This window comes from Streptomyces sp. ISL-1 (genome assembly GCF_018614585.1).
Classification (GTDB): domain Bacteria; phylum Actinomycetota; class Actinomycetes; order Streptomycetales; family Streptomycetaceae; genus Streptomyces; species Streptomyces maoxianensis.
Map to the genome: position 1 here is coordinate 1 of NZ_JAGGOI010000050.1, position 21804 is coordinate 21804.

Genomic DNA, 21804 nt, shown 5'->3' on the forward strand with positions numbered 1-21804 from the left:
GCGGCAACGCTGAAAAGGCTCACTGAGTTGGGTAGTTGGGCCGGATCGACGCGGCCATGCGCACCGCGCGGTCGCGAAGCTCGGAAGGGTGAGGAGAGGGACGTGCCATGGCGCGATCCCTCTCAGGGGATCGAGCCTCCACCAGTCCTGGAGCGGTTCAAGTCACGCGCAGTCCGACTGCGATGTCATTCCACCTGCCCGGCCCGGTCCCGGTATGTCTCAAGGATGCGGAGCCAGACTTCACTGATCGTCGGGAACGCGGGTACGGCGTGCCACAACCGCTCCAGGGGTGCCTCACTGGTGATCAGGACAGTCGCCGAATACAACAGTTCTTGGACTCCAGGACCGACGAAGGTCACGCCGACGACAGTGCCGCGGTCAAGGTCGATCAGCACGCGTGCCTTGCCGCGGTAGCCGTCGGCATATTGGGCTGCTCCCGCGAGGCGACCGATGTCGTAGTCCACCACGTCGACTCGACGTCCGGTGCGCTCCGCTTCCTGGGTGGTCAGCCCCACACTCGCGACGTCCGGGTCAGTGAAGACCACCTGAGGTACAGCGTCGCTGTCGGCGGTCGCGGCGTGCGGGCCCCACCTGCTGTCATCCAGCGGCTCGCCGTTGGCACGGGCCCCGATCACGGCGCCTGCAATCCGCCCTTGGTACTTTCCCTGATGCGTCATCAAAGCCCGATGGTTGACATCGCCGACAGCGTAGAGCCAGCCGTCAGCGACAGCTGTCACGCGGTACGTGTCGTCTACAGTCAGCCAGTCTCCCGGGATGAGGCCGACGGTTTCCAGGCCGATGTCCGCGGTGTGCGGGGATCGACCAGTTGCGAACAAAATCTCATCGGCGACCATGGAGTCACCATTCGCCATGGTGATATGCACCGGACTGTCGACGCCGTCCTCCCGCGCAACCTCGGTCACTGAAGTTGCGAAGCGCACGTCCACTCCGGCGTCGCGAAGGGCATCTGCCACCAATTCCCCGGCGAACGGCTCCATCCGATTGAGCAACCCCCTGCTCCCCCGGACCAGCATGGTCACTTGGGAACCGAGTGCTTGCCATGCCGTAGCCATTTCGACGGCGACCACACCGCCTCCCACCACGGCGAGCCGACCTGGCACCCGCCGGGCGGCGGTCGCTTCACGGTTTGTCCACGGACGGACTTTGTCGAGTCCTGGCAGATCCGGGATCGCAGTGACGGTGCCGGTAGACACACCGACGACGTGTCGAGCAGTCAGACGGACGGTCTCACCGTCCTGAGTGTTGGCCACTACCTGGCGCGGGCCGTCCAAGCGACCATGGCCTCGGACCAGATCCACCGAAACAGAATTCAGCCAGTCGACTTGGTCGGCGTCTTGCCAGTAGGCGGCCATTTTGTCGCGGTGAGCGAAGACCGCAGGGATGTCCAGAGATCCTTCAACCGATCGCCTCAGACCGGGGACCCGACGTGCGTCAGCACGCGCCACCACCGGCCGCAGTAGCGCCTTGCTGGGTTCGCACGCCCAAAACGAGCATTCTCCGCCGAGCAACTCGTTTTCCACGATCACTGAGGTGAGCCCGGCGGCGCTCGTTCTCTCAGCCAGGTTTTCTCCCGCAGGACCAGCACCGATGACTACGACATCGTAGACGCGGGAAGGGTCGCTCATGGCTGCTCCCGTCGTTCTGGTTGGTTCTCATCGGCTGCACGACGGAGACGATTGGAAGTGACTTCTCCCGCCACTTCTGTGCACTATCCGTAAACGGGTAATTGCGGCTATCCCCAAAAGAACGGCTCATGCATTCTCAAGCTGGACGTTGCCGATACGTTGTCGATATCGAAGGGACGAGTTCGATGTCGCGCAGCACCACTCCATCTTCCCCCAGGGGTAGATGGGTCGCCTGGTGGGGACCATGATCCCGTCGAAGTCCTTCTGGGCGAAGCAGTAGTGCGCGGCCGGCCCGGCGTCGACAACTTCGGTTGCGCAGTCGCGGCTGCGAAGCAGCCAGGTGCGCGGGCTGCGGCAACTGGTCGAGAAGGTCGGCCGGTTCGTAGATCAGTCCCAGGTGCGGCAGTGCGCAGTGGAACGCGCAAGGTGGGACGGTAGGCACACCGCGCGATGGGTAACACAAACCGGTACAGTGAAGTTTGAAGATCACATGCTGTCCTCCGTAACTGGGACATGGACCATGTGCAAGATCAATCCACTTCACCTGAATGCGGCCGTCGGCCTGAATGCCACACCAAGCAGGCAGCTTGGGCCTGTGCCGAGGCCCAGGCCGCCCAACTGCGGCCCGGGCGCCGACACACTGCTGGATTGGGTGACGCGAGTCGAACCTCCCGCGTAGTCGGTTTATGGAAAGCGTGTGCGCGGAAGGCCTCCGACTCGCCGAATCCTCTGGCTGAATTCCCGTTTGCACTCCCCACGCGCCACGGCAGCAGCGAGCCTCCAGTTGCATGGAAGGAAGACATCATCATGGACATGAAGTTCGAAGTCGTGGTGCTGCCTGTTTCCGATGTTGATCGAGCCAAGGCTTTTTATGACGCGGCGGGGTTCCGGATGGATATCGACGCAGTCGTCGGCGACGACTTCCGGTGTGTGCAGTTCACGCCGCCGGGCTCCGAGTGTTCGTTCATGATTGGTAAGGGGCTCACCTCCGCGGCACCTGGCTCATTCCAGGGCTTGTACCTCGTCGTCCTCGACATCGAGAAGGCCCGCGCGGAGCTCGTCGGCCGCGGCATCGAGGTGAGCGAGGTGTTCCACGATGCCGGAGGGATTTTTTACCACGGCCACGAGGGCGGAGATATTGTCCACCGGATCGGGGGCCAGGGGCGGGAGGCCGGCCCGCACCCTGACCGTGCGGACTACGGCTCCTACGCCACTTTCAGCGACCCGGACGGCAACGGCTGGGTGCTCCAGGAGGTCAAGCAGCGGGCCCCCGGCCGTTGACACCTTGGGTGCGGCAGTTTGGCACTCTGGATCACAGGCCCCCCATACGAACGAGCCACAGGTCTTCGTTGAAAGCGTTCCTCACGGGGTCGAGCGCGGTGGCCGCTTCGCCCTCAATCGTGTCCTGCAGGCGGACTCGCTTGGGCAGGGCGGCAAATCGAGTCTTCCGCGCTAGCTCGGCAGCGTCCGATGCGCTGGCCATGGGCGGGGACGTCGCCCCGGAGGTCCTTTGGGTGGGGGCCCATTTGGTGGGCACCTTGACCCAGCTCGCTCGCCATCCGCCGGTCCACACCGCTGCTGCGCCTTCGTCCCTCGTCCGGCCCCCCGTGCGCCCCTCCCCAGTCGCAGTCACAAGAACCCTGTCGGTCTTAGCCATGATCGTGCCCTTCGCCGGGGGTCAACGACGCTTCAGAGCCTCACCTGTCAAACCGGTGACACCGGAGATGTATTCCCTTGTGCCATGCCGGCCTTCCACTCCGCGTGGAACTCGAAGCAGCCCGGAACCCCCAGCCGCGCTGGGCCCACCGCAGAACCTTGGCTTCACCAGAAGTCCGGGGAGCTGGACGCCCCTTGAGGACCTGGAGGATTCCACGGCCCTGGATGAGGCCCTGGATGAGGCCGGCCACCGACTCGTCGCAGCCGGCCGGCGCACGGATCCCGATAAAGACAGGTCGTGAACCAGCGCGACGCAGCTTCACCTTCCGGATTCACGTCGTCGCTACGCAGACTGGTCACACCCTGCGCATACGGGTTGACTCTCGCCACCGGCCCGGAGCGGCCGGCCGCCACTCGGCCGCGCGTCCCGGAAACCTTTCACACCACACCCATGTGTCATCACACCCCCGATCAGCTCGTCGCAAGGAGATCAGCCGATGGTTGCCAGCAACCTAGTTCTCATCGCGAACGCCGGTGGCGTGGGCCGCACGGCCCTCGGCCAACTGCGCGCGCAGGACGTACCAGTACGCGCGATGGTCCGCCGTGACGATGATCGTGCGGCCGAGCTGCGTGCGCTCGGCGCGGAGGTGGTCATCGGCGATCTGACGCGACCCGAGAGCGTCGCGGCCGCGCTGGAGGGCGTCCGGCGTATGTACTTCGCGATGCCCGTGTCGCCGGACCATCTTCTGGCAGCAGCCGTGGTGGCCAGCGTGGCGCGCGAGCACGGGGAGCTTGACGGTCTCGTGGGCATGTCCCAGATGACCGTGTCCCAGATGACCGCCACCAGTACCGGAGAGTCGCACCAGCAGCGACTGCACTGGCTGGCGGAGCAGGTACTCAACTGGTCGGGCCTGCCGGTGGTACACATCCGGCCGACGTCTTTCCTGGACAATCCGCTCTTCACCGTGCTGCCTGCGCAGTCGATTCGGAAGAACGGCACGATCGCGCTGCCGTTCGGTACCGGGCGCACCTCGCCGATCGCCGTGGAGGACATCGCCCGAGTGGTCGCCACCGTCCTCCGCGACCCCGGTCCGCACGTCGGGAACGTCTACGAGCTGACCGGGCCGCGCACGGTCGACATGACCGAGATGGCCGAGGAGTTCTCACGGGCGTTGGGGCGTCCGGTGTCCTACGTGGACGTGCCGCTCGACCAGTGGCGGGCCGAGGTGCTCGCCAAGGTAGGGCTGCCGCCGCACACCGAACAGCACATCGTCACCATGGCCCGACTCCACCGCGAGAACTGCTACGACCGCGCGTCCGACGACGTCGAACGCGTGACGGGCGTACCTGCCCAATCGGTCGAGGCATTCGTGGCCGCTCGCAGGGACTTCTACCTGGGTTGAGCCGCTCCGGCCCACCCGGACGCACACCACTGACGTGGTCGGCCTGCGCCCCCGTCGGAGAAGGCCTGGACCTGTGAATGCACGAGAAGTCCCGGATCCGGGCCGACACGTCTGCGCGTTCCCCGCCGCCGTGGATACGCGGCAACTGCGGGAGCGTGCACGGTGATCCCGGTCCCCGCCATCGACGCGATCACCACCCGGCGAACCTATGCGGTCACAGCACTAGAAGACCTGGAAGAAGCAGCCCAAGGCGATCACCCCTGCAGCCGTTATGGACGACAGCTTGATCAAGACTTTCGGGGTCTGCACAGCGGTCTCCCTAGGAGAAATGTCGATCGTTCGACGACTTGGGGTCAGCACTGGATGCTGCGCCGAGATAGATCCCAGCCTCGGGCTCGGTCCACGCACCGCATCGCTTCCCGAGCCTGGGGTTTCGCCGGGCGGTCGCGGCTCACGATGACCAGGACGCGGAGGGCCCGCCGATTAGGCGCTGGCGTCGGCTCACAGGCAATTACGCACGAGCCACTCATCCGGGTTGTATGCGTCTCTCGCCGGATCCTGCGCCACGGCCGGCTGCTCTTCAATCGTGTCTTCCAGCCGGATGCGCTCCGGCAGCTGCGAGAACCGCAGTTGACGCACTATTTGGGCTGCGTCCGTGGCCTTGCGTTCCTGTTCCATTTCAACGCCTCCTCAGTGCGGTGATGCACTGCACTTGATGGCAGCCGCCCCGTCCCTTGAACAGGATCGGGAGCGAGATGCTTCCTGGTGACTTCACGGACCCGAGAGTGGCACCGCAGCGGAACTGCCCGGACGCTCTGTCCGGACGCGCGGCAGGGCCTGTCCTCCTTCGGCGGGACGGGACACGCAGACGTCACCGGCTCAACGGAGGATGATGCTTGCTAGTTCCGCGTCACCTGTCAAGAGGGTGATTTGCTGAATGGGTGGTTGGGCCCCAGGCCGACAGAAGGCCACGGAAAGTTCGCGCAGAGCCTGGGGATCAGTGACCGGCTGAGCTTCACGCCCCTCCGGTGCTTCGACGTAGCGTGGTCGCCAAGCCGAGCGCTTACCGCGCCTCACCGTCGCTCAGCGGATAGGGGCCACAGGGTGTGGTCGTACGGCCTTACGACCGTGAGCTCGCGGAGATCGCTGTCTGTTCACTCGCGCGCTTGCGTGCCCGGTAGGCCGCAGCCTTGATCCTGTTGCCGCACGGATCCATCTTGCACCACTCCCGGCGCGCCCCCCGGGAATGATCGATGTAGATCTGGGTGCAGTCGGGATTCGCGCATTCCTTGAGTAGCGGCACCTTTGGCCCGCTGAGGACTGCGATGGCGTCCCGGGCGACATAGGAAAACGCCTGCTGAACAGTGGCTTCAATGCGGCGTCCATCCGCAGTGAGCTGCGGAACGGGAGCCGGCCGGCGTGCCGCGTCATTCACCAGGCTCAGCGCTTCCCGGTCGTAGCTCTCGCCGGCAATCTTCGCGAAGACCAGCTGATAGATCGCCTCTCTCAGAGCCACCGCCTCGCGGACATCGAACGACTCACAGGCGATATCACTCTCCGTAATTCCACACTCGCGGAACCACGAGGTGAGGCTCTCCGGCGAATGGAGCATCTCCCGGGGGGAGGGGCCGCGCCGTACACGCAGCGTGCCCGCGAAGTCGAGCGCCGGGCTTCCGGCGGGAAAGCCATGTTCCATGTCACCACTCTGACAGGTGACGATTCCGCATGCAATGTTCTGCTTGCCGACACGTACGCGTCACGCCGCGCGTGAGAACTCCTCGTGCGGGAAACGGCCACGTCGGGCGAGTCCGACGATCAGGACATCCAGGCCTCACCTGCAATGGGCACACTGGAACAGACCGATCCACACCGTCCGTCCGACGCCCGGTCGGTCTCGGACAGGTTCGGTAAAGCGCCCGGTCGCCCAGCGTAGTCAGGGTGGTCATGAGCGGAGACGGTGGTGACTTCGCCGTGCGGGCGGCCTGCGAACTAGCCTTTGTGTCACGGTGTTCGCCGACGACGTTCCATCAGTAGCGCAGCACTCCAAGTCGGCCAGGTGCCTGGCTTGACCTTCAGGCCCGTGACGACCTCCGCCCACTGCAGGACTTGGGCCTCTCCTGCATACAGATGTGACATGTGGCCGTGGCCGGTCCGGTGACCCCGGAGAGGACAACGGTCCTGTACGAGTTCGTTCGAGACGCGAAAGAAGGATGGCAAGTCATGAGTGAATCTCAGCAGAAGGCGTGGCTGGCAGGCGGCTGTTTCTGGGGCATGCAGGAGCTGCTTCGGACGCTCCCGGGTGTCCTGGCCACTCGGGTGGGATACAGCGGCGGCGACGTGCCCCGGCCGACATATCGCAACCATGGAAGCCACGCCGAGTCGATCGAGATCACCTTCGATCCCGCCATAACGGACTACCGCACCATCCTGGAATACTTCTTCCAGATCCATGACCCGACCACGAAGAACCAGCAAGGGAACGACGTCGGCCTCAGCTACCGCTCCGCCATCTTCTATCTCGACGATGAGCAGCGTCGCGTCGCTGAGGACACCATCGCCGATGTGGAGGCATCGGGCATATGGCCGGGGAGGGTAGTGACCGAAGTCGTGCCGGCCGACGTGTTCTGGGAAGCCGAGACGGAACACCAGGATTACCTGCGACGCTACCCGGACGGCTACACCTGTCACTTCCTGCGCCCGAACTGGCGGCTGCCAAAGCGCGCAGATTTGTGACCACAGCCTGCGCAACGCGCCGGACGCGGCCGTATATGGCTGTCTCCGGACAAACGCGAGCGAGCAAACTGCTGGCCGGGCCTGGACCCACGACGCAGTCGTATCCCCCAGCCTCGCTCACGGAGCCTTTCCTGTCCGCCTTCGGGCTGGGTTCGGGTTGCCCTGTGCAGGCAGACCAAGCCGGCCCGCCACAGCCGGATCGGGTCCTTCGAGGTCCGGCCGATCCGGCGGCAGCCGTTGACTCTCCTCCGTACTCATCGGCCGGTCAAACGCACCGGACGACGCCTCACATCTGCCCCTGGATCAGATTCCGACGACAACCCTGAGGGCAGCGAGCGACGGAGCGACAGCATTTCGCCAGTCGACCGTCAACGCTTCATGTGGACGGTGAAGTGCCTCTCCGTTTCACCGGCGGGAACGGTGCGGACGTAGCCCTGGGCGTTGCGGTAGTCGCCCGTTCCGCCTGTGATGGCGACATCGACGAAGGACGGGGCGGGCAGGTGGAGCAGCGCCTGCGAGCTGAACTGACCCCCAGGCAGAGCGAAGGTGCCCACACACTGGAGCTTGCCCGGGTTGACGTGAATATAGGTGCAGATCACGCTGTGATCGCCAACCTTCTTGCCGTCGCGGTAAAGGTCTTCGGCGATGATGCGCTGATCACCCAGGCTGATTCCCTGCTTGCCCAGGTCGAGGTCTTCAATCTGGGTCTGCTTGCCCACCAACTGGATGACTCCCGTGCGCTGCCGGGTGTCGGGCGCGCTGCTGGAAGCCGACGTGTCCGCCGATGCCAGCGGGGCAAGCGCGACGGCACCGGCGAGGGCAGCTGCCATGCCGACGGCTGCACTCAGGTAACGCGCCGTATTGATCTTCAACATGCTTCGCAACTTGCCGCTCCGTTCCGTGGGATGTCGATTCGGCGGTGCCGGAGAGGTGTAGAACCTCGATCCGGCTGCAAGGACGGACTCCGCTGCGACCGACTGGTGAACAACCCCTGCACACCCCTTCGTCACCATTCAAGCAGGTGACGGGTGTATGGGAGGTGCCCCATTCCGTGGACGCCTGCCTGAAATTTGGGACGGCAGGCGCACGCCCCGGGCGGTGGTGACCGCGGGCCACCGGGTAGTCGCGGCCCTTTCGAGCACCCCGACCAGCCAAGGACGCGCCCGGTCAACGCGATCGGTCCCGAGCAGGCCAGCCTCTGCGACCTGCGGGTGTTGCGTGGGACCGCGGTCGTGGCGACTCCGCCCTGCAGGGGTTCACGTACCCACACGTTCCGGTGATAAAGGCCTGGGGCCTCTCGTAGTCCCAGGTATGGATGCGCGCGAGACGGCGCTCCGACAGGCATACGGCCATGCCGTCCACTGGCTGGCGAGCCTGTGCGATCACCGGGCTCCCGCCCGCGTCTTGGTCGACGAGATCGTGCCCGCGCTCGGTGTCGACCTGCCCGACGGTCCGATCCTGCCCGCCGACGCCGTCGACCTGCTGGTCACGGCAACTCCGCCGGCGCACGCTGAGCCCCGCGGGGGCCAGGGCGACGTCCCCGCCAAGTGACAGCCGGCGCAGCCGTTCTCGGGATCAATCCGTCTACTTCTCGGGCCCCGACCTTGCGGATCCCCGCGAACGGTTCAGCAATGGCAAGGCCGTCAGAGGAAACACGACCACTGACAGCAGGCCTGCCGCCACCAGCGCGGCGGCGTTAACCGGTCCGATCGCGTCCAACTTCACGCCGATCGTTGTCACGGCCACGATGACCGGGAGGGAGGTGGCTTGCAAGAGTCCGCTGGCCATGACCTCGGCGCGCGAGAGGCCGGCGCTGCGGTAGGCCAATGCGGGCACTCCACGAACAAGGAGGAGTGCGGCAAGGAACATCGGTATCCGCAGCGCTGTTCCGGCGTCCGCGAACAGGGCTCCAAGATCGAACTGGATACCGCTCGTCACGAAGAAGACCGGGACAAGAAATCCATAGCCGAGGCCTTCCAATTTGACGTGGAACTGCGGGTGCGTCCGTTCGGCGTCGGGGTCGACCAGCCGTAGCACGGCCCCTGCAACGAAGGCACCCAAAATGGCCTCGAATCCGAGATGCAGGGCGACCGCGGACAGACCAACAATCAGAACCATTGTCAAGCGGACCCGGACTTGAGCGCTCGTGTCCGCCAGGTTCACTACCGCCCGGGACAGCCACATGGAGCGTCCTGCACGTATTGAGGCCACCACGATGAGCGCCACCAGGCAAGCAAGGCTGAGCAGGAGAAGCAGCCTGGAAGCCGGGCCCGATGCATGCTCGGAGAAGAACAGCGACAGCAACACCACAGCGGTGAGCTCACCGGCCGAGCCTCCACCGATGGTCAGTTGGCCAACTGGTCGGTCGACCGCGTCGGCGTCCTTCAGGATCGGGACCAGAAGCCCCAGAGACGTGGCCACCAGCGCGGTGCCGATCAGTACTGGGCTCTCGACCAACCCGGCGACGTACAGCACCCAGCCGACAGTCGCGGCCAGCGCGAGTGTGCCGGCCAGACCAATACCGACGAGCTTCGCCCGCGGCCCGCGTAGTTGCTGAAAGTCGATCTCGAGCCCGGCAAGGAACAGCAGGAAGCTCAGTCCAATGATCGACAACGCCTGAACGGTGGCGTCCGCCTGCACCACATTCAGCACCGCAGGGCCAAGAACGACGCCGGCCACGATCTCGAGGACCGGGCCCGGGAGAGGGACGCGCGGCACCGCGGCGAGGAGGAACGGGACGCCAGCGGCTACCACGAGAACGATGACCAGGTTGTCGTACGACATCGTGACTCCGGTGGCCGGTCGGCGGGGCGCACGCTCTGACCAACATTGGCCCATCCGATGGCGTTATGGCCTGTCGAAGGTCTACCCGGCGCGTCTCAGCCGCCCCGGCTCTGTCGACGGATGTCCTGCCCGCGCGGCCCGGCTGCGTGCCCGAGCGTCGCAGGACAGCGGCCTCAGAACAACGCCCTCGGCCACGGCCTCGCGGTCGTCACTGGGCGGGGGTCACGGCAGCTCCGTGATACGGATGCCCGGGCAGCGCAGGTAACCCGGTTCTCGGCGACGCGGTGCCGATCGCCGCACTCGTTGGCGGGTTCGGTAGGCCCCAGCGTCGCCGGGCTGCTTCTGCCGGGTGCGGTTGCGGACGGTGGCTGACTGCAGGGCGCCGGGGGTGATCCCGAGGTAGCGAGCGGCGGAGGCGCGGGATCCGCTGCGAGCCACCTGGACCAGGCGGATCGCGGCGTCGCGCCGCTGCAATCGGGCGGAGCCGCCCAGCACTCAGGCAGGAGGGGCGGGATGCTCCCCGGGGCGACGCTGCGGGCCATCCGCGTCGGCGGACAGACGAGGGGGTGGAGGCGGTCGGCCGACCAGCACTCGAAATGACACTTACGAGGTTATGCCGGTACGGACGGGCGCCCAAGCGAGCTGTTTCACCGTCGCACGATTGCTCTGTGTCCCGGCAAAGGGCCAGCTCCAACTTGAGCACTGGAGCGCGCACGCCGACAATGAAAGCGGGTTGCGTGTCCACTGTCGACGAGGAGTGGTCCCTAAGTGTGGAGGTGTCGAACCAGGGCCCGAATGGCCAGCAGATTGCACAGCTCGCTGGGTGAACGTCGCCAACCTAATGGCCGGGGGTACAGCTCTGGCGATACCGACGAAGGCCAGCAAGTGCTCAGCCTTGCACTAGCGCCGATGTAGGCGGCAGCCGCCCATCCAGGCATTGTGCGCTCGACCACCCAGTGGTGTCGGCCGTGTCGGCTGACCGGTTCAATGCCGCGGGGGCGGTGCCCACACGGATGGACCGTCTGTGCATACGGTCGGGGTCGGCGCAGTGCCCAATTAGCCGCCTGGTACATCCACGTCCGTCGTGGCTCCGCGGTGCACCAGCCGCTGAGATTGGTCGTGGTGAGTCGCCGGCCCTCTGCGTGACCGAGACACGCGTCCAAGGAGCACCTTGCGCTCGATGTCGAGAATTCCCATTCTCTATGAGGAACTGCCATGCAAGCCATCGCCGTTAGCGACCGTTCCGCCGGAGTCGCTGGACTCGCCCTGACCGACATGCCGTACCCACACGCCAGCGAGAACGATGTCATCGTGCGGGTGCACGCTGCGGGGTTCACCCCCGGAGAGCTGGACTGGCCGGGAACGTGGTCCGACCGGTCCGGTCGCGACCGGACGCCGAGCGTGCTCGGGCATGAGCTGTCGGGTGTCGTGGTCGAGTTGGGGTACGGAACCACCGGCCTGACCGTCGGCCAGCGGGTGTTCGGGCTGACCGACTGGACCCGCAACGGCTCACTGGCCGAGTTCACCGCGGTGGAGGCCCGCAGCCTCTCTCCGCTTCCGGCGGACGTCGACCACACCGTGGCCGCCGCACTGCCGATCTCCGGGCTGACCGCATGGCAAGCTCTGTTCGACCACGGCCGACTCGCGACGGGCCAGACCGTCCTGATCCACGGTGCCGCGGGCGGTGTTGGGTCGATCGCGGTCCAGCTCGCGCGCGAGGCGGGAGCCCGAGTGATCGGCACCGGCCGGGCCGCCGACGGGGAGACGGCACTCAGTCTCGGCGCGGATACCTTCTTGGACCTGCAGACCGATCAACTGGAAGCGGCCGGCGAGGTCGACCTGGTGTTTGACGTGATCGGCGGTGAGATCCTCGACCGCTCGGCCGCGCTGGTGCGCGCCGGCGGCACCCTCGTGACCATCGCCATGCCGCCCGAGGTCCGGCCCAAGGACGGGCGGGCCATATTTTTCATCGTCGAGTCCGATCGCGCCCGACTCGCGGACCTCGCCCAGCGACTCAGGGACGGACGGCTCAATCCGATCGTCGGGGCGGTGCGGACGCTCCCCGAAGCGCCCTCAGCGTTCGCCCCCGATCGGCGCACCCACGGAAAGACGATCATCCGGGTCACAGAAGACTGAGGGGGAGCGCAATCGTGTCGGAATACGGATTTCCCCGTGTCCCGCTTCAAGGAAGGCTCAATCCGAAGGTTCCGAGAATCGACTTCACCAGTACTCCGGAACGCGTTCGAGCGTCCGGGAAGGGAGCAAAAGAGCGAGAAGGTCGCCCTCGGCGGCCGCCAGTCCCTGACCGCGGCCCATCTTCGCCGCCGTCAGCGACGAGAACGCCAAGGCGGCTTTCAGACCGCTGACCATGACGAAAGCGGAATAGTCACGTTTGGCAATCCTGCCGACATGAAGGGTGGTGAACGCCCCATGGTCACGCGTGGATTCACGGGACGTCCTCAACGCACGGAAGGCGCCGTGCCGCCGGGGCAGTACGTCACCAGCGACTTCCCGGTGCTGACGGCGGGGGGTACCCAGCAGCTACCGACCCGGGCGTGGGAGCTGGTGGTCACCGACGGGACCACGGAGAGGACCTACGCGTGGGCATCGCTCCACGATCTGGGCGTGGTGGACCTGACCACAGACATCCACTGCGTCACGCACTGGTCCAAGCTGGGGACGACCTGGCAGGGCGTTCCGGTGGCGGCCGTGTTGGAGGACGCGGGGATGGCCGATGAGCCCTACGCGCTGGCGACCTCCTACGGTGGCTACACCACGAATGTCTTGGTGGAGGACCTGGTGGACCACGACGCGATCGTCGCGGTGGGCTACGAGGGCGGTCCCATTCCCGCCGAGCACGGCGGGCCGGTTCGGCTGCTGGTGCCGCACCTGTATCTGTGGAAGTCCGCCAAGTGGCTGCGCGGGATCCGGGTGATGCCCGAGGACGAGCTGGGATTCTGGGAGAACGCGGGCTACCACCACCGCGGTGACCCGTTCCTCGAGCAGCGCTACTACGGTGACTGACCGTTCAGCCACGCCGACGCGCGTGCGACCCGTTCACGGCTGGCGACCCGCCACCATCGTCGGTACGGCGCGTGAGACCGCCTCGGCGAACAGCATCCGGCTCGCCGTCGCCGACTGGGCGGGGCATGTGGCCGGCCAGCACATCGACGTCCGGCTCACCGCCGACGACGGGTATCAGGCCACCCGCAGCTTCTCGCTGTCCTCCGCGCCTGGGGAGGCGCCGCAGATCACCGTGGAACGCCTGGACGACGGCGAGGTGTCTCCTTACCTGGTCGACATCGCCACCGACGGTGATGCCCTGGAGGTCAGGGGACCGGTGGGGGGCTACTTCGTGTGGCAGCCCGGCGACGACGCACCGCTGCTCCTGGTCGCAGGCGGCTCCGGCATCGCGCCGATGCGCGCCATCTGGCGGGCCGCCCGCCCTCACGGCACCCCGGTGCGACTGGTGTATTCCGCGCGCACCGCCGACCGGGTCATCTTCGCCGACGAACTGCGCAGTCCCGACGGGCCGGAGACCACCGTTCACCTGACCCGGGAGCGGGCTGCGGGATTCGAGTACGGCCGACTGAGAGCCGACCAGCTGAGCGCACTGCTCAGTTCTGGTGGCGTTCGTGAGCCACGGCTGCTGGTTTACGTGTGCGGCCCAACCGCATTCGTGGAGGACGCTGCCCGCGAACTGACCGACGCCGGCCTGGACGCTGACTTGTTGAGGACAGAGAGGTTCGGAGTAGGAGGCCCGAAGTGAACGCAGAGGAAGACCTCCTCTCGGTGCACCCGGAGGACGTCCATGTGGACGGCAACGCCATCGCCGGCGCGATGTCGCTGGTCCTGGGCCGGGAGGCAACCATGATCGTCCTGCAGTGCGCCGAGTGCGGCGATCGGCACCGCGTCGCCGAGACCCGGGTCTACCTGCGCTGCCCGGGCATGGTGGTGCGCTGCCCAGCGTGCTCGGCGTGCGAGGTGCTGCTCGTCGACCGGCCACACCGGCTTCAGCTCACGCTGATGTCGATCCGTCTCATGGAGTTGCCGTGACCCCCGCCCCGCCGAGTGACGACCGCGAGGCGGTGGCAGAGCGGCGTGCTCAGGCGGCCCGGTCGCTGGCGTGCGCGGACATCGTCGACGCCCTCGGCCGGATGCATCGACACCACGCGCACATCCACGACCTCGTCACACCGACGCCAGGCCGTGTCCTGTTCGGGCAGGCAGTCACGATCTCCTACTTCCCCTCCTGCTCTGCGACGATTGACCCCGAGACCCACAGCTTCGGCGCACTGTTCAAGCAGGCGGTGGGCATCGGCGCCAACGATGCCGGGGGCAAGGTGCTGGTGCTGGCGAGTAACGGCCATCGCGACGTCTCCGTCGGCGGCGGCACCAAGCTTGCCCTGTTGGCGCACTACCACCTGGCCGGTGTGCTCACCGACGCACGGCTGCGGGACTTCGCCGAGCTGCGCGCCTACCCGTTCGCCGCCTACTGCTCCGGGGAGGGTGTGCGATGGGGTGGCGACGTGATCACGCCGTACCAGGCGAACGTGCCGGTCGTGGTCGCCGGCGTGGGCGTGCATCCGGGGCAGTACGTCTTCGCCGACGACTCCGGCGCGGTGGTGATCCCCGAACCCGACATCGATGCCGTGCTCGCCGGAGCCGTGACGGTGGGCAAGGAGGAGGCCGAATTCCGCGCCCGGATCGCTCAGGGGCGCGTGACCGGCGAAGCCGGCACCGATGGGCAGCAGGAACGATGACGCCCGAGGAACGCGGTGCTTGCTTGCGGGCCCCGGCGGCGTGCTGATGAGCCCGGCAGGAGGTCGAGTCGACGCCGACCATGCTCCAGTCCATCCGGCCGGTGAGGCCGGCGTTCGCCACGTAGGCACGGGCCGCGGCTCGGACCAGGCACCGGCCCGCACGCGGGTGAAGGCATGCCGGCCGGTACAAAGCATCGCCCGTGTGCCTGAAAGCGGAAGCGGTCGTCGGCGTTGGGCGTGGCCACAGGGCGTGGTTTTGCCGGGCCGTTGCGCTGGTGGGGTGGTCGCCGGCGGCTACCCGTGCCGCAGCCGCCATTGCAGTTGCCTGGCCAGCACGATGGACGGCGTTGCACCGCCGTGAACGGCACGGTGGCAGAATCCAGGAGGGTTCCGTGACCGCCCAGCCGCAGTCTGCCGAGTCACCCCGCTACGACAGCCTGCGCGCCCTCGTCGTCAACTGCACCCTCAAGCGGTCGCCCGAGGTGAGCAACACCCAAGGACTCATCGACAAGAGCCGGGCGGTGATGGAGGCGCAGGGGGTCCAAGTCGACGTCGTGCGGGCTGTCGATCACGACATCGCGACCGGCGTATGGCCGGACATGACCGAGCACGGGTGGGCGAGCGACGAGTGGTCGGCGCTGTTCGAGCGGGTGATGGCGGCCGACGTCCTGGTGCTGGCCGGGCCGATCTGGCTGGGGGACAACAGCTCCGTCATGAAGCGGGTCATCGAGCGGCTCTACGCGTGCTCGTCGCTGCTCAACGATCGCGGCCAGTACGCGTATTACGGGCGCGTCGGCGGCTGCTTGATCAGCGGCAACGAGGACGGCGTGAAGCACTGCGCCATGAACGTCCTCTACAGCCTCCAGCACCTCGGATACACGATCCCGCCCCAGGCCGACGCGGGGTGGATCGGGGAGGCTGGGCCCGGGCCCTCGTACCTCGACCCCGGATCGGGCGGGCCGGAGAACGACTACACCAACCGCAATACCACCTTCATGACTTGGAACCTGCTGCACCTCGCCGCCATGCTCAAACAGGCGGGCGGCATCCCCGCCCACGGTAATCAACGCTCCGAGTGGGACGCGGGCTGCCGCTTCGACTACCCCAATCCCGAACACCGGTAGGCGAGCAGGGGGCGATGCCGGCGGAGCCGAGGCGCTGGCCGGTACGTCAGCCTGCGGTGGCGGCGCGCAGGTGTTCCACCCCTACGCGGTCCGTCTCTTCGAGCGAGCCGTGCAGGCGGTGGACGACGATCCAGCGGCCGTCGGGGACGGCGCCGGCGAAGATCGTTGATTTACGGGTGCCCCCGTTGTGCCACATCAGGGGCAGCGGTTCGGTGCGCTGCCAGCTGAGTGAGGGTTCCCCCAGCGTGCGGTCGAGGACGAGGCCGGTCAGTACGCGTGCGACGGTGCGGGGAGTGGCCCAGAGACCGCCTGCGGGCAGAATCGCGCCTGTCATGTCCCACGGCTTGACGCTGCGACCGAACCACCCGCTCGCGAGTGTTCGGCTGTGTTCCGGCGGGTGCGCGGTCATCGCTTCGGGTGGCAGGCCGAGTGGAGAGAGAACGTGCGTGGCGACAAGATCGCTGTACTCCTGGCCGCTGGCTGCCGTGAGGGTTGCCCCGAGTACGGAGTAGCCGAAGTTGGAGTATTCCTCTCGCTCTCCGGCGGGGGCGGCGGTGAGCCGGTCGAGACCCGCGGTGAGGAACACACGCAGTCTGTCGTCGGTGAACTTCTTGTAGGGGTTGATGTTGGTGGTGCCGGGTGGCACCCGGGGAAGGCCGGAGGTGTGCTCGGCGAGATGCCGCAGGGTGATGCCGGACCCTGCGGGGACGTCGAGCCACCGTTCGACAGGATCGTCAACAGTCAGTACGCCCTGCCTGGCGAGCTGTTCGAGGATGGTTCCGGTGATGACTTTGGTGAAGGAGCCCACCTCGGCGTACTTGTCGGGGTCGTGTCCACCGGTAGCCAATGGGGCTGTGATGTGTGAGCTGCCGATGATGCAGGTGGGGATGTCGGACATGATCATCCTGCCGGTTGGGGAACGGCAACATTGCGTTCCTCAGCGTGGGGTGAGCTCTGCGGCGTGACCGTCGCGTCAGGGCTTCCGCCCCGCCCGCGCCTCCACCGGCTCCGCACGGTTTCAACCATACGGCCCGCACCGGACAAGACAGAGGACAGGAAGATGAGGTCGCAGGCGACCATCGTCAACGCGAAACCGGTGAGCCCCAGTTGTAGACGAGGCTGGAGACACCCGGCAGCTCAAACTCGGGCACGCGGAGCCCACGTCCCCAACGGGGACGCCACCGACCCGGCCGAAATGATCACCGCGCGCATCGAGCGATACGCGCCGGGATTCACCGACACGGTGATCGCGCGGCGCGGCATCAGCGGCGCCGGTTACGAGACGTACAACCCGAATTACGTGGGCGGGGACATCGGAGCGGGCGCGATGACTCTCAGGCAGTCCCTGCTGCGCCCCACTCCGCGCATCGACCCCTATCGCACCCCGCTGACGGGTGTCTGTCTGTGCTCCGCCTCGCCCCCTCCCGGCCCCAGCGTCCACGGTATGGCCGGCTATCTGGCCGCACTGTCCGCTCTCCGCCGCGAGTTCGGTATCCGGACACCTCCCGGGCTCGGTCCTCGACGCAGCCACGGGCTGCGAGACACGCGCTGAGCGTGTCCTGCTCTTTGCTGCCCCTGGGCTGCCCGGCCCCACCCGCTCGTATGCTCGGTCCATGACGGATCACCAGCCCGGACGACCTGGACGGCCCACCGAGAACGCCATGCGCCGCGCCCTCAAACGGGCCCGGGACGGCGTCGCCCTCGACACCGGCGAGGCGGCCGTGCTGCTGCAGGCGCGTGGGGACGACCTCAAGGACCTGTGTGCGTCCGCCGCGCGGGTGCGGGATGCCGGGCTGGAGGCCGCGGGGCGGCCCGGGGTCATCACGTACTCCAAAAGCGTGTTCATCCCGCTGACCAAGCTCTGCCGCGACAAGTGCCACTACTGCACCTTCGCCACAGTCCCCGGCAAGCTGCGCCGCGCCGGGCATGGGATGTTCATGTCGCCCGACGAGGTTCTCGACATCGCCCGGCGCGGGGCCGAACTGGGCTGCAAGGAAGCGCTGATCACGCTCGGGGACAAGCCCGAGGACCGCTGGCCCGAGGCGCGTGAGTGGCTGGAGGCCGAGGGATACGACGACACCATCGCGTACGTACGGGCCATGGCCATCCGCATCCTGGAGGAGACCGGGCTGCTCCCGCACCTCAACCCGGGCGTCATGACCTGGACCGACTTCCAGCGGCTCAAGCCGGTCGCGCCGTCCATGGGCATGATGCTGGAGACCACGGCGACCCGGCTGTGGAGCGAGCCCGGTGGGCCGCACTACGGGTCTCCCGACAAGGAGCCGGCCGTCCGGCTGCGGGTGCTGGAGGACGCCGGGCGCAGTTCCGTCCCCTTCACCAGCGGGCTGCTGATCGGCATCGGGGAGAACTACGAGGAGCGCGCGGACTCGCTGTTCGCGCTGCGCCGCGTCTCCCGCGCCTACCACGGCATCCAGGAGCTCATCATCCAGAACTTCCGCGCCAAGCCGGACACGGCGATGCGCGGCATGCCGGACGCGGAGCTGGACGACCTGGTCGCCACCGTCGCCGTCGCCCGGCACATCATGGGTCCTTCGGCCTGCCTCCAGGCGCCGCCCAACCTGGTGGCGGGCGAGTACGCGCGGCTCATCGGCGCCGGTATCGACGACTGGGGCGGTGTTTCGCCCCTGACGCCCGACCATGTGAACCCCGAGCGCCCCTGGCCGCAGATCGAGGAACTCGCCGAGCGTTCCGCCGCCGAGGGGTTCCGGCTGAAGCAACGCCTGGCCATCTACCCGGAGTTCGTCCAGCGCGGCGAGCCCTGGCTGGACCCCCGCCTGCTGCCGCACGTCCGTGCGCTGGTCGACCCGGAGACCGGGCTGGCCCGCGAGGACGCGGTGGTGGAGGGCCACCCCTGGCAGGAGCCCGATGAGGGGTTCACCGCCTCCGGCCGTACCGATCTGCACCGCACCATCGACACCGAGGGCCGTACCGGCGACCGGCGCGAGGACTTCGACGAGGTGTACGGGGACTGGGAGGCGCTGCGTGAGGCCGCCGTGCCCGGCATGGTGCCGTCCCGTATCGACGCCGATGTACGCCAGGCCCTGAGCCAGGCCGCCGACGACCCGACGAAGCTCACCGACGACGAGGCGCTCGCGCTGCTGCACGCGGACGGCCCGGCGCTGGACGCGCTCACCCGGATCGCGGACGAGCTGCGGTGTGACGTGGTCGGCGACGACGTCACGTACATCGTCACGCGCAACATCAACTTCACCAACGTCTGCTACACCGGCTGCCGTTTCTGCGCCTTCGCCCAGCGGCGTACGGACGCGGACGCCTACACCCTGTCGCTGGACCAGGTCGCCGACCGCGCCGAGCAGGCGTGGGAGGTGGGCGCGGTCGAGGTGTGCATGCAGGGCGGCATCCATCCCGACCTGCCCGGCACCGCGTACTTCGACATCGCGCGCGCCGTGAAGGAGCGCGTGCCGGGCATGCATGTGCACGCCTTCTCGCCGATGGAGGTCGTCAACGGGGCCACCCGGACCGGGCTTTCGATCCGCGAGTGGCTGACGTCGGCCAAGGAGGCCGGCCTGGGCTCGATTCCGGGGACGGCCGCGGAGATCCTCGACGACGAGGTCCGCTGGATCCTCACCAAGGGCAAGTTGCCGACCGCCACGTGGATCGAGGTCGTGAAGACCGCGCACGAGCTGGGCATCCGGTCGTCGTCGACGATGATGTACGGGCACGTGGACCAGCCCCGGCACTGGCTCGGCCACTTCCGCACACTGGCGCGGATCCAGCAGGCGGCACTGGAATCTGGGCGGCAAGGCTTCACGGAGTTCGTGACGCTGCCTTTCATTCATACGAATGCCCCCGTCTATCTGGCGGGGATCGCCCGGCCGGGGCCGACCACCCGGGACAATCGCGCCGTCACCGCGATGGCCCGTCTGCTCCTGCACCCCCACATCACCAACATCCAGACCAGCTGGGTGAAGCTGGGCGCGGAGGGCGCGGCCGAGATGCTCCGCTCCGGCGCCAATGATCTCGGCGGCACGCTGATGGAGGAGACCATCTCCCGGATGGCGGGCTCCAGTTATGGCTCGTACCGTTCCGTCCAGGACCTGATCGCCATCGCGGAGGCGGCGGGCCGCCCCGCGAAGCCGCGTACGACGCTGTACGGGGAGGTGCCCCAGGAGCGCGTGCGCGCCGCCGCCGCGTCCGACGGGCATCTGCCCGAGCTGCTGCCGCTGCTGCCAGACTGACCGCATGAGTGCCGGTGCCGCGAGACTGTCGATGCAGGAACTGATCAACATCCGCAGACGCGCGGGATTCGTGGGGCGGCACGACGAACTCGCCACCTTCCGCGAGAACTTCGACGTCCCCCCGGAGGATCCGCGGCACCGCTTCATCTTCCATATCCACGGCAACGCGGGTGTCGGCAAGACCTCCCTCGTGCGCGAGCTGGTGCAGAGTGCGCGCCGGCGCCAGGCGCTCACCGCAGTCCTCGACGAGTCCGTGAACAGCGTGCCGGAGGCGATGGAGGCGATCAGCGCCCAGTTCGCCGAGCAGGGGCAGGTGCTCAAGGCTCTCGACCGGCAGCTGGCGACCTACCACCAGCGCCGGTACGAGGCGGAGGCACTGACCAACGCGGCGGCGGACGGACAGCCGCAGCAGCCCTCCGTGGGCAGCATGGCCGCGGCCCAGGCCTCTCTGATCGGACTTGGCATGGTGCCGGGCATCGGCGCGCTCGCCGGAGCCGTCGACCCGGCGCAGGTCGCCCACGGCGCCGATCACGTAAGGGCCGTCCTGACCACCCGTTTCGGCAAGCGAGGACGTACAGCTGGTGCTCAACCCCGTCCGGGCCCTCACTCCGGTCCTGGTCGCCGAGCTGAACCGGGTTGGGGCGGCGCGGGGGTGCGGCCCTCCAGGACCTGGAGCGGTACGAGGAGGCGCTGGCCGAGCTGGACCGGGCGATCGCGCTCGACCCGCGGTGGGTGCACGCACGCCGGGCGTCGGTGCGCTTGGTGACCGGCCGTCTGCTGCCGGCGCTCGCGGACCTCGAGCGCCGGCTGGAGCTCGGCGACGACGACCCGGCGGTGCACCGCGAGCGGGCAAGGGTCTACCTGTACCTCGACCGCCCGGAGGAGGCGCTGACAGCCCTGGGGGAGGCCGCCGGGGACGAGCAGGACGCGAACCACCTCGCCCTGCTCACCCGCGCTCACCGCAGGGCCGGCCGCTTCGCCCCGGCGAGGGAGGCGGCCCAGAGGCTGCGGACTGCCGACCCCGCCTCGTTCCAGCCGGCGCTCACGGTGAGTCGTACGGAGGGGCTGGCGGAGGTTGCCGAGCTGTGGCGTGCCGCCGATGCTGAGCTGCTGGTCGTCGCCTGTGCGCAGGGGGACTGGCCCCGCGCCGACACTCTGCTCGCCGGCCTCCTCGCCGAGACGCCCACCTGGACGACGGTGGCAGACGCGGCGGACGACCTGACCGAGCTGCTCGCCTGCCCGGGCGCGGACCCGACCGAACTGGAGCCGAGGCTGCACCGCCTGACCAGGGCCCGGGACGCCTTTTCCGGCCTGTCCGGCGATTGAGGACGAACCGGCGCCGTACGGTCCCGGGTCACCCTTCGTGCGGGGGCCGCGCCGCCCGACCATGGGCCGGGACGCGAACTCCGGCCCCTCCGGCGTTTGAGGACAAACCGGCCACCCTGCCGCCCCGGTCACCCTCGCGCCCCTGAACC

General features: G+C 67.7%; 21 protein-coding genes and 1 pseudogene. 14 read left to right on the forward strand and 8 right to left on the reverse strand.

Features of this window, described 5'->3' with window-relative positions; all coding sequences use genetic code 11:
• Window positions 1-185 precede the first annotated feature (185 nt).
• Window positions 186-1646, reverse strand: a complete 1461-nt coding sequence (locus tag J7E87_RS30215) for an NAD(P)/FAD-dependent oxidoreductase (protein WP_215097790.1) — start codon at window positions 1644-1646, stop codon at window positions 186-188.
• A gap of 807 nt (window positions 1647-2453) precedes the next feature.
• Between J7E87_RS30215 and J7E87_RS30220 the strand changes: the two genes are divergently transcribed.
• Both J7E87_RS30220 and J7E87_RS30225 read left to right on the forward strand, forming a co-directional pair.
• The gene (locus J7E87_RS30220; protein ID WP_215097791.1) at window positions 2454-2927 is read left to right on the forward strand and encodes a glyoxalase; all 474 of its coding nucleotides are present in this window, start codon (window positions 2454-2456) and stop codon (window positions 2925-2927) included.
• Between the two features lie 872 nt (window positions 2928-3799).
• A complete protein-coding gene (locus tag J7E87_RS30225) occupies window positions 3800-4705 on the forward strand; it encodes an NmrA family NAD(P)-binding protein (protein ID WP_215097792.1) in 906 nt (301 codons plus the stop codon).
• A 501-nt stretch (window positions 4706-5206) separates the two neighbouring features.
• Here the strand turns inward: J7E87_RS30225 and J7E87_RS30230 are convergent.
• Entirely contained in the window at window positions 5207-5383 is a 177-nt protein-coding gene (locus tag J7E87_RS30230; protein ID WP_215097793.1) for a hypothetical protein, read from the reverse strand.
• A gap of 442 nt (window positions 5384-5825) precedes the next feature.
• Window positions 5826-6401 (reverse strand): ABATE domain-containing protein, encoded by a 576-nt coding sequence (locus tag J7E87_RS30235; RefSeq protein WP_215097794.1) that lies wholly within the window; start codon window positions 6399-6401, stop codon window positions 5826-5828.
• 524 nt (window positions 6402-6925) lie between these two features.
• On the opposite strand from J7E87_RS30235, the gene msrA reads away from it, so the two are divergent.
• A complete protein-coding gene (gene msrA / locus J7E87_RS30240) occupies window positions 6926-7438 on the forward strand; it encodes a peptide-methionine (S)-S-oxide reductase MsrA (RefSeq protein WP_215097795.1) in 513 nt (170 codons plus the stop codon).
• A gap of 368 nt (window positions 7439-7806) precedes the next feature.
• Here msrA and J7E87_RS30245 read toward each other — a convergent pair whose 3' ends face one another.
• Window positions 7807-8313 (reverse strand): dirigent protein, encoded by a 507-nt coding sequence (locus J7E87_RS30245; protein WP_215097796.1) that lies wholly within the window; start codon window positions 8311-8313, stop codon window positions 7807-7809.
• A gap of 436 nt (window positions 8314-8749) precedes the next feature.
• Between J7E87_RS30245 and J7E87_RS30250 the strand changes: the two genes are divergently transcribed.
• Window positions 8750-8989 carry a hypothetical protein gene (locus J7E87_RS30250; RefSeq protein WP_251018221.1) on the forward strand — a complete coding sequence of 80 codons (240 nt, stop codon included), beginning with the start codon at window positions 8750-8752 and terminating at the stop codon, window positions 8987-8989.
• 33 nt (window positions 8990-9022) lie between these two features.
• Here the strand turns inward: J7E87_RS30250 and J7E87_RS30255 are convergent, their stop codons facing one another.
• On the reverse strand, window positions 9023-10222 hold the full coding sequence (locus J7E87_RS30255; protein WP_215097797.1) for a cation:proton antiporter: 1200 nt from the start codon (window positions 10220-10222) through the stop codon (window positions 9023-9025).
• 1215 nt (window positions 10223-11437) lie between these two features.
• On the opposite strand from J7E87_RS30255, the gene J7E87_RS30260 reads away from it, so the two are divergent.
• Window positions 11438-12358: an NADP-dependent oxidoreductase gene (locus tag J7E87_RS30260; protein WP_215097798.1), complete on the forward strand. Its 921-nt coding sequence runs from the start codon at window positions 11438-11440 to the stop codon at window positions 12356-12358.
• A gap of 84 nt (window positions 12359-12442) precedes the next feature.
• Here the strand turns inward: J7E87_RS30260 and J7E87_RS30265 are convergent, their stop codons facing one another.
• Window positions 12443-12592 carry a hypothetical protein gene (locus J7E87_RS30265; RefSeq protein ID WP_215097799.1) on the reverse strand — a complete coding sequence of 50 codons (150 nt, stop codon included), beginning with the start codon at window positions 12590-12592 and terminating at the stop codon, window positions 12443-12445.
• A gap of 39 nt (window positions 12593-12631) precedes the next feature.
• Between J7E87_RS30265 and J7E87_RS30270 the strand changes: the two genes are divergently transcribed.
• From J7E87_RS30270 to J7E87_RS30285, 4 genes are read left to right on the forward strand one after another with little or no spacing between them, the layout of a single operon-like run.
• Window positions 12632-13246, forward strand: coding sequence for a molybdopterin-dependent oxidoreductase (locus J7E87_RS30270; protein ID WP_251018222.1), 615 nt, complete (start codon window positions 12632-12634; stop codon window positions 13244-13246).
• A 22-nt stretch (window positions 13247-13268) separates the two neighbouring features.
• Entirely contained in the window at window positions 13269-13991 is a 723-nt protein-coding gene (locus J7E87_RS36300) for an FAD-binding oxidoreductase (RefSeq protein ID WP_215097800.1), read from the forward strand.
• A complete protein-coding gene (locus J7E87_RS30280) occupies window positions 13988-14278 on the forward strand; it encodes a DUF6510 family protein (RefSeq protein WP_215097801.1) in 291 nt (96 codons plus the stop codon). The genes J7E87_RS36300 and J7E87_RS30280 overlap by 4 nt, the downstream gene beginning before the upstream one ends.
• Window positions 14275-14985: an RraA family protein gene (locus tag J7E87_RS30285; RefSeq protein WP_308313129.1), complete on the forward strand. Its 711-nt coding sequence runs from the start codon at window positions 14275-14277 to the stop codon at window positions 14983-14985. The genes J7E87_RS30280 and J7E87_RS30285 overlap by 4 nt, the downstream gene beginning before the upstream one ends.
• Before the next feature lie 10 nt (window positions 14986-14995).
• Here J7E87_RS30285 and J7E87_RS35630 read toward each other — a convergent pair.
• Window positions 14996-15103: pseudogene (locus J7E87_RS35630) on the reverse strand (IS5/IS1182 family transposase); the annotation flags it as partial.
• A gap of 274 nt (window positions 15104-15377) precedes the next feature.
• Between J7E87_RS35630 and J7E87_RS30290 the strand changes: the two are divergent.
• The gene (locus J7E87_RS30290) at window positions 15378-16109 is read left to right on the forward strand and encodes a flavodoxin family protein (RefSeq protein ID WP_215097802.1); all 732 of its coding nucleotides are present in this window, start codon (window positions 15378-15380) and stop codon (window positions 16107-16109) included.
• Between the two features lie 46 nt (window positions 16110-16155).
• Here J7E87_RS30290 and J7E87_RS30295 read toward each other — a convergent pair whose 3' ends face one another.
• Window positions 16156-17007, reverse strand: a complete 852-nt coding sequence (locus J7E87_RS30295) for a serine hydrolase (protein ID WP_215097803.1) — start codon at window positions 17005-17007, stop codon at window positions 16156-16158.
• Between the two features lie 297 nt (window positions 17008-17304).
• Here J7E87_RS30295 and J7E87_RS30300 point away from each other — a divergent pair, with 297 nt between their 5' ends.
• The 4 genes from J7E87_RS30300 to J7E87_RS30315 all read left to right on the forward strand — a co-directional run bounded on the left by J7E87_RS30300 (window position 17305) and on the right by J7E87_RS30315 (window position 21655).
• Window positions 17305-17661: a hypothetical protein gene (locus J7E87_RS30300; RefSeq protein WP_308313130.1), complete on the forward strand. Its 357-nt coding sequence runs from the start codon at window positions 17305-17307 to the stop codon at window positions 17659-17661.
• Between the two features lie 61 nt (window positions 17662-17722).
• Window positions 17723-20329: a bifunctional FO biosynthesis protein CofGH gene (locus J7E87_RS30305; protein ID WP_215097804.1), complete on the forward strand. Its 2607-nt coding sequence runs from the start codon at window positions 17723-17725 to the stop codon at window positions 20327-20329.
• 4 nt (window positions 20330-20333) lie between these two features.
• Window positions 20334-21095: an ATP-binding protein gene (locus tag J7E87_RS30310; protein WP_251018223.1), complete on the forward strand. Its 762-nt coding sequence runs from the start codon at window positions 20334-20336 to the stop codon at window positions 21093-21095.
• A complete protein-coding gene (locus J7E87_RS30315; RefSeq protein ID WP_215097831.1) occupies window positions 21092-21655 on the forward strand; it encodes a hypothetical protein in 564 nt (187 codons plus the stop codon). Before J7E87_RS30310 ends, J7E87_RS30315 begins: the two co-directional genes overlap by 4 nt.
• Window positions 21656-21804: the final 149 nt, after the last annotated feature.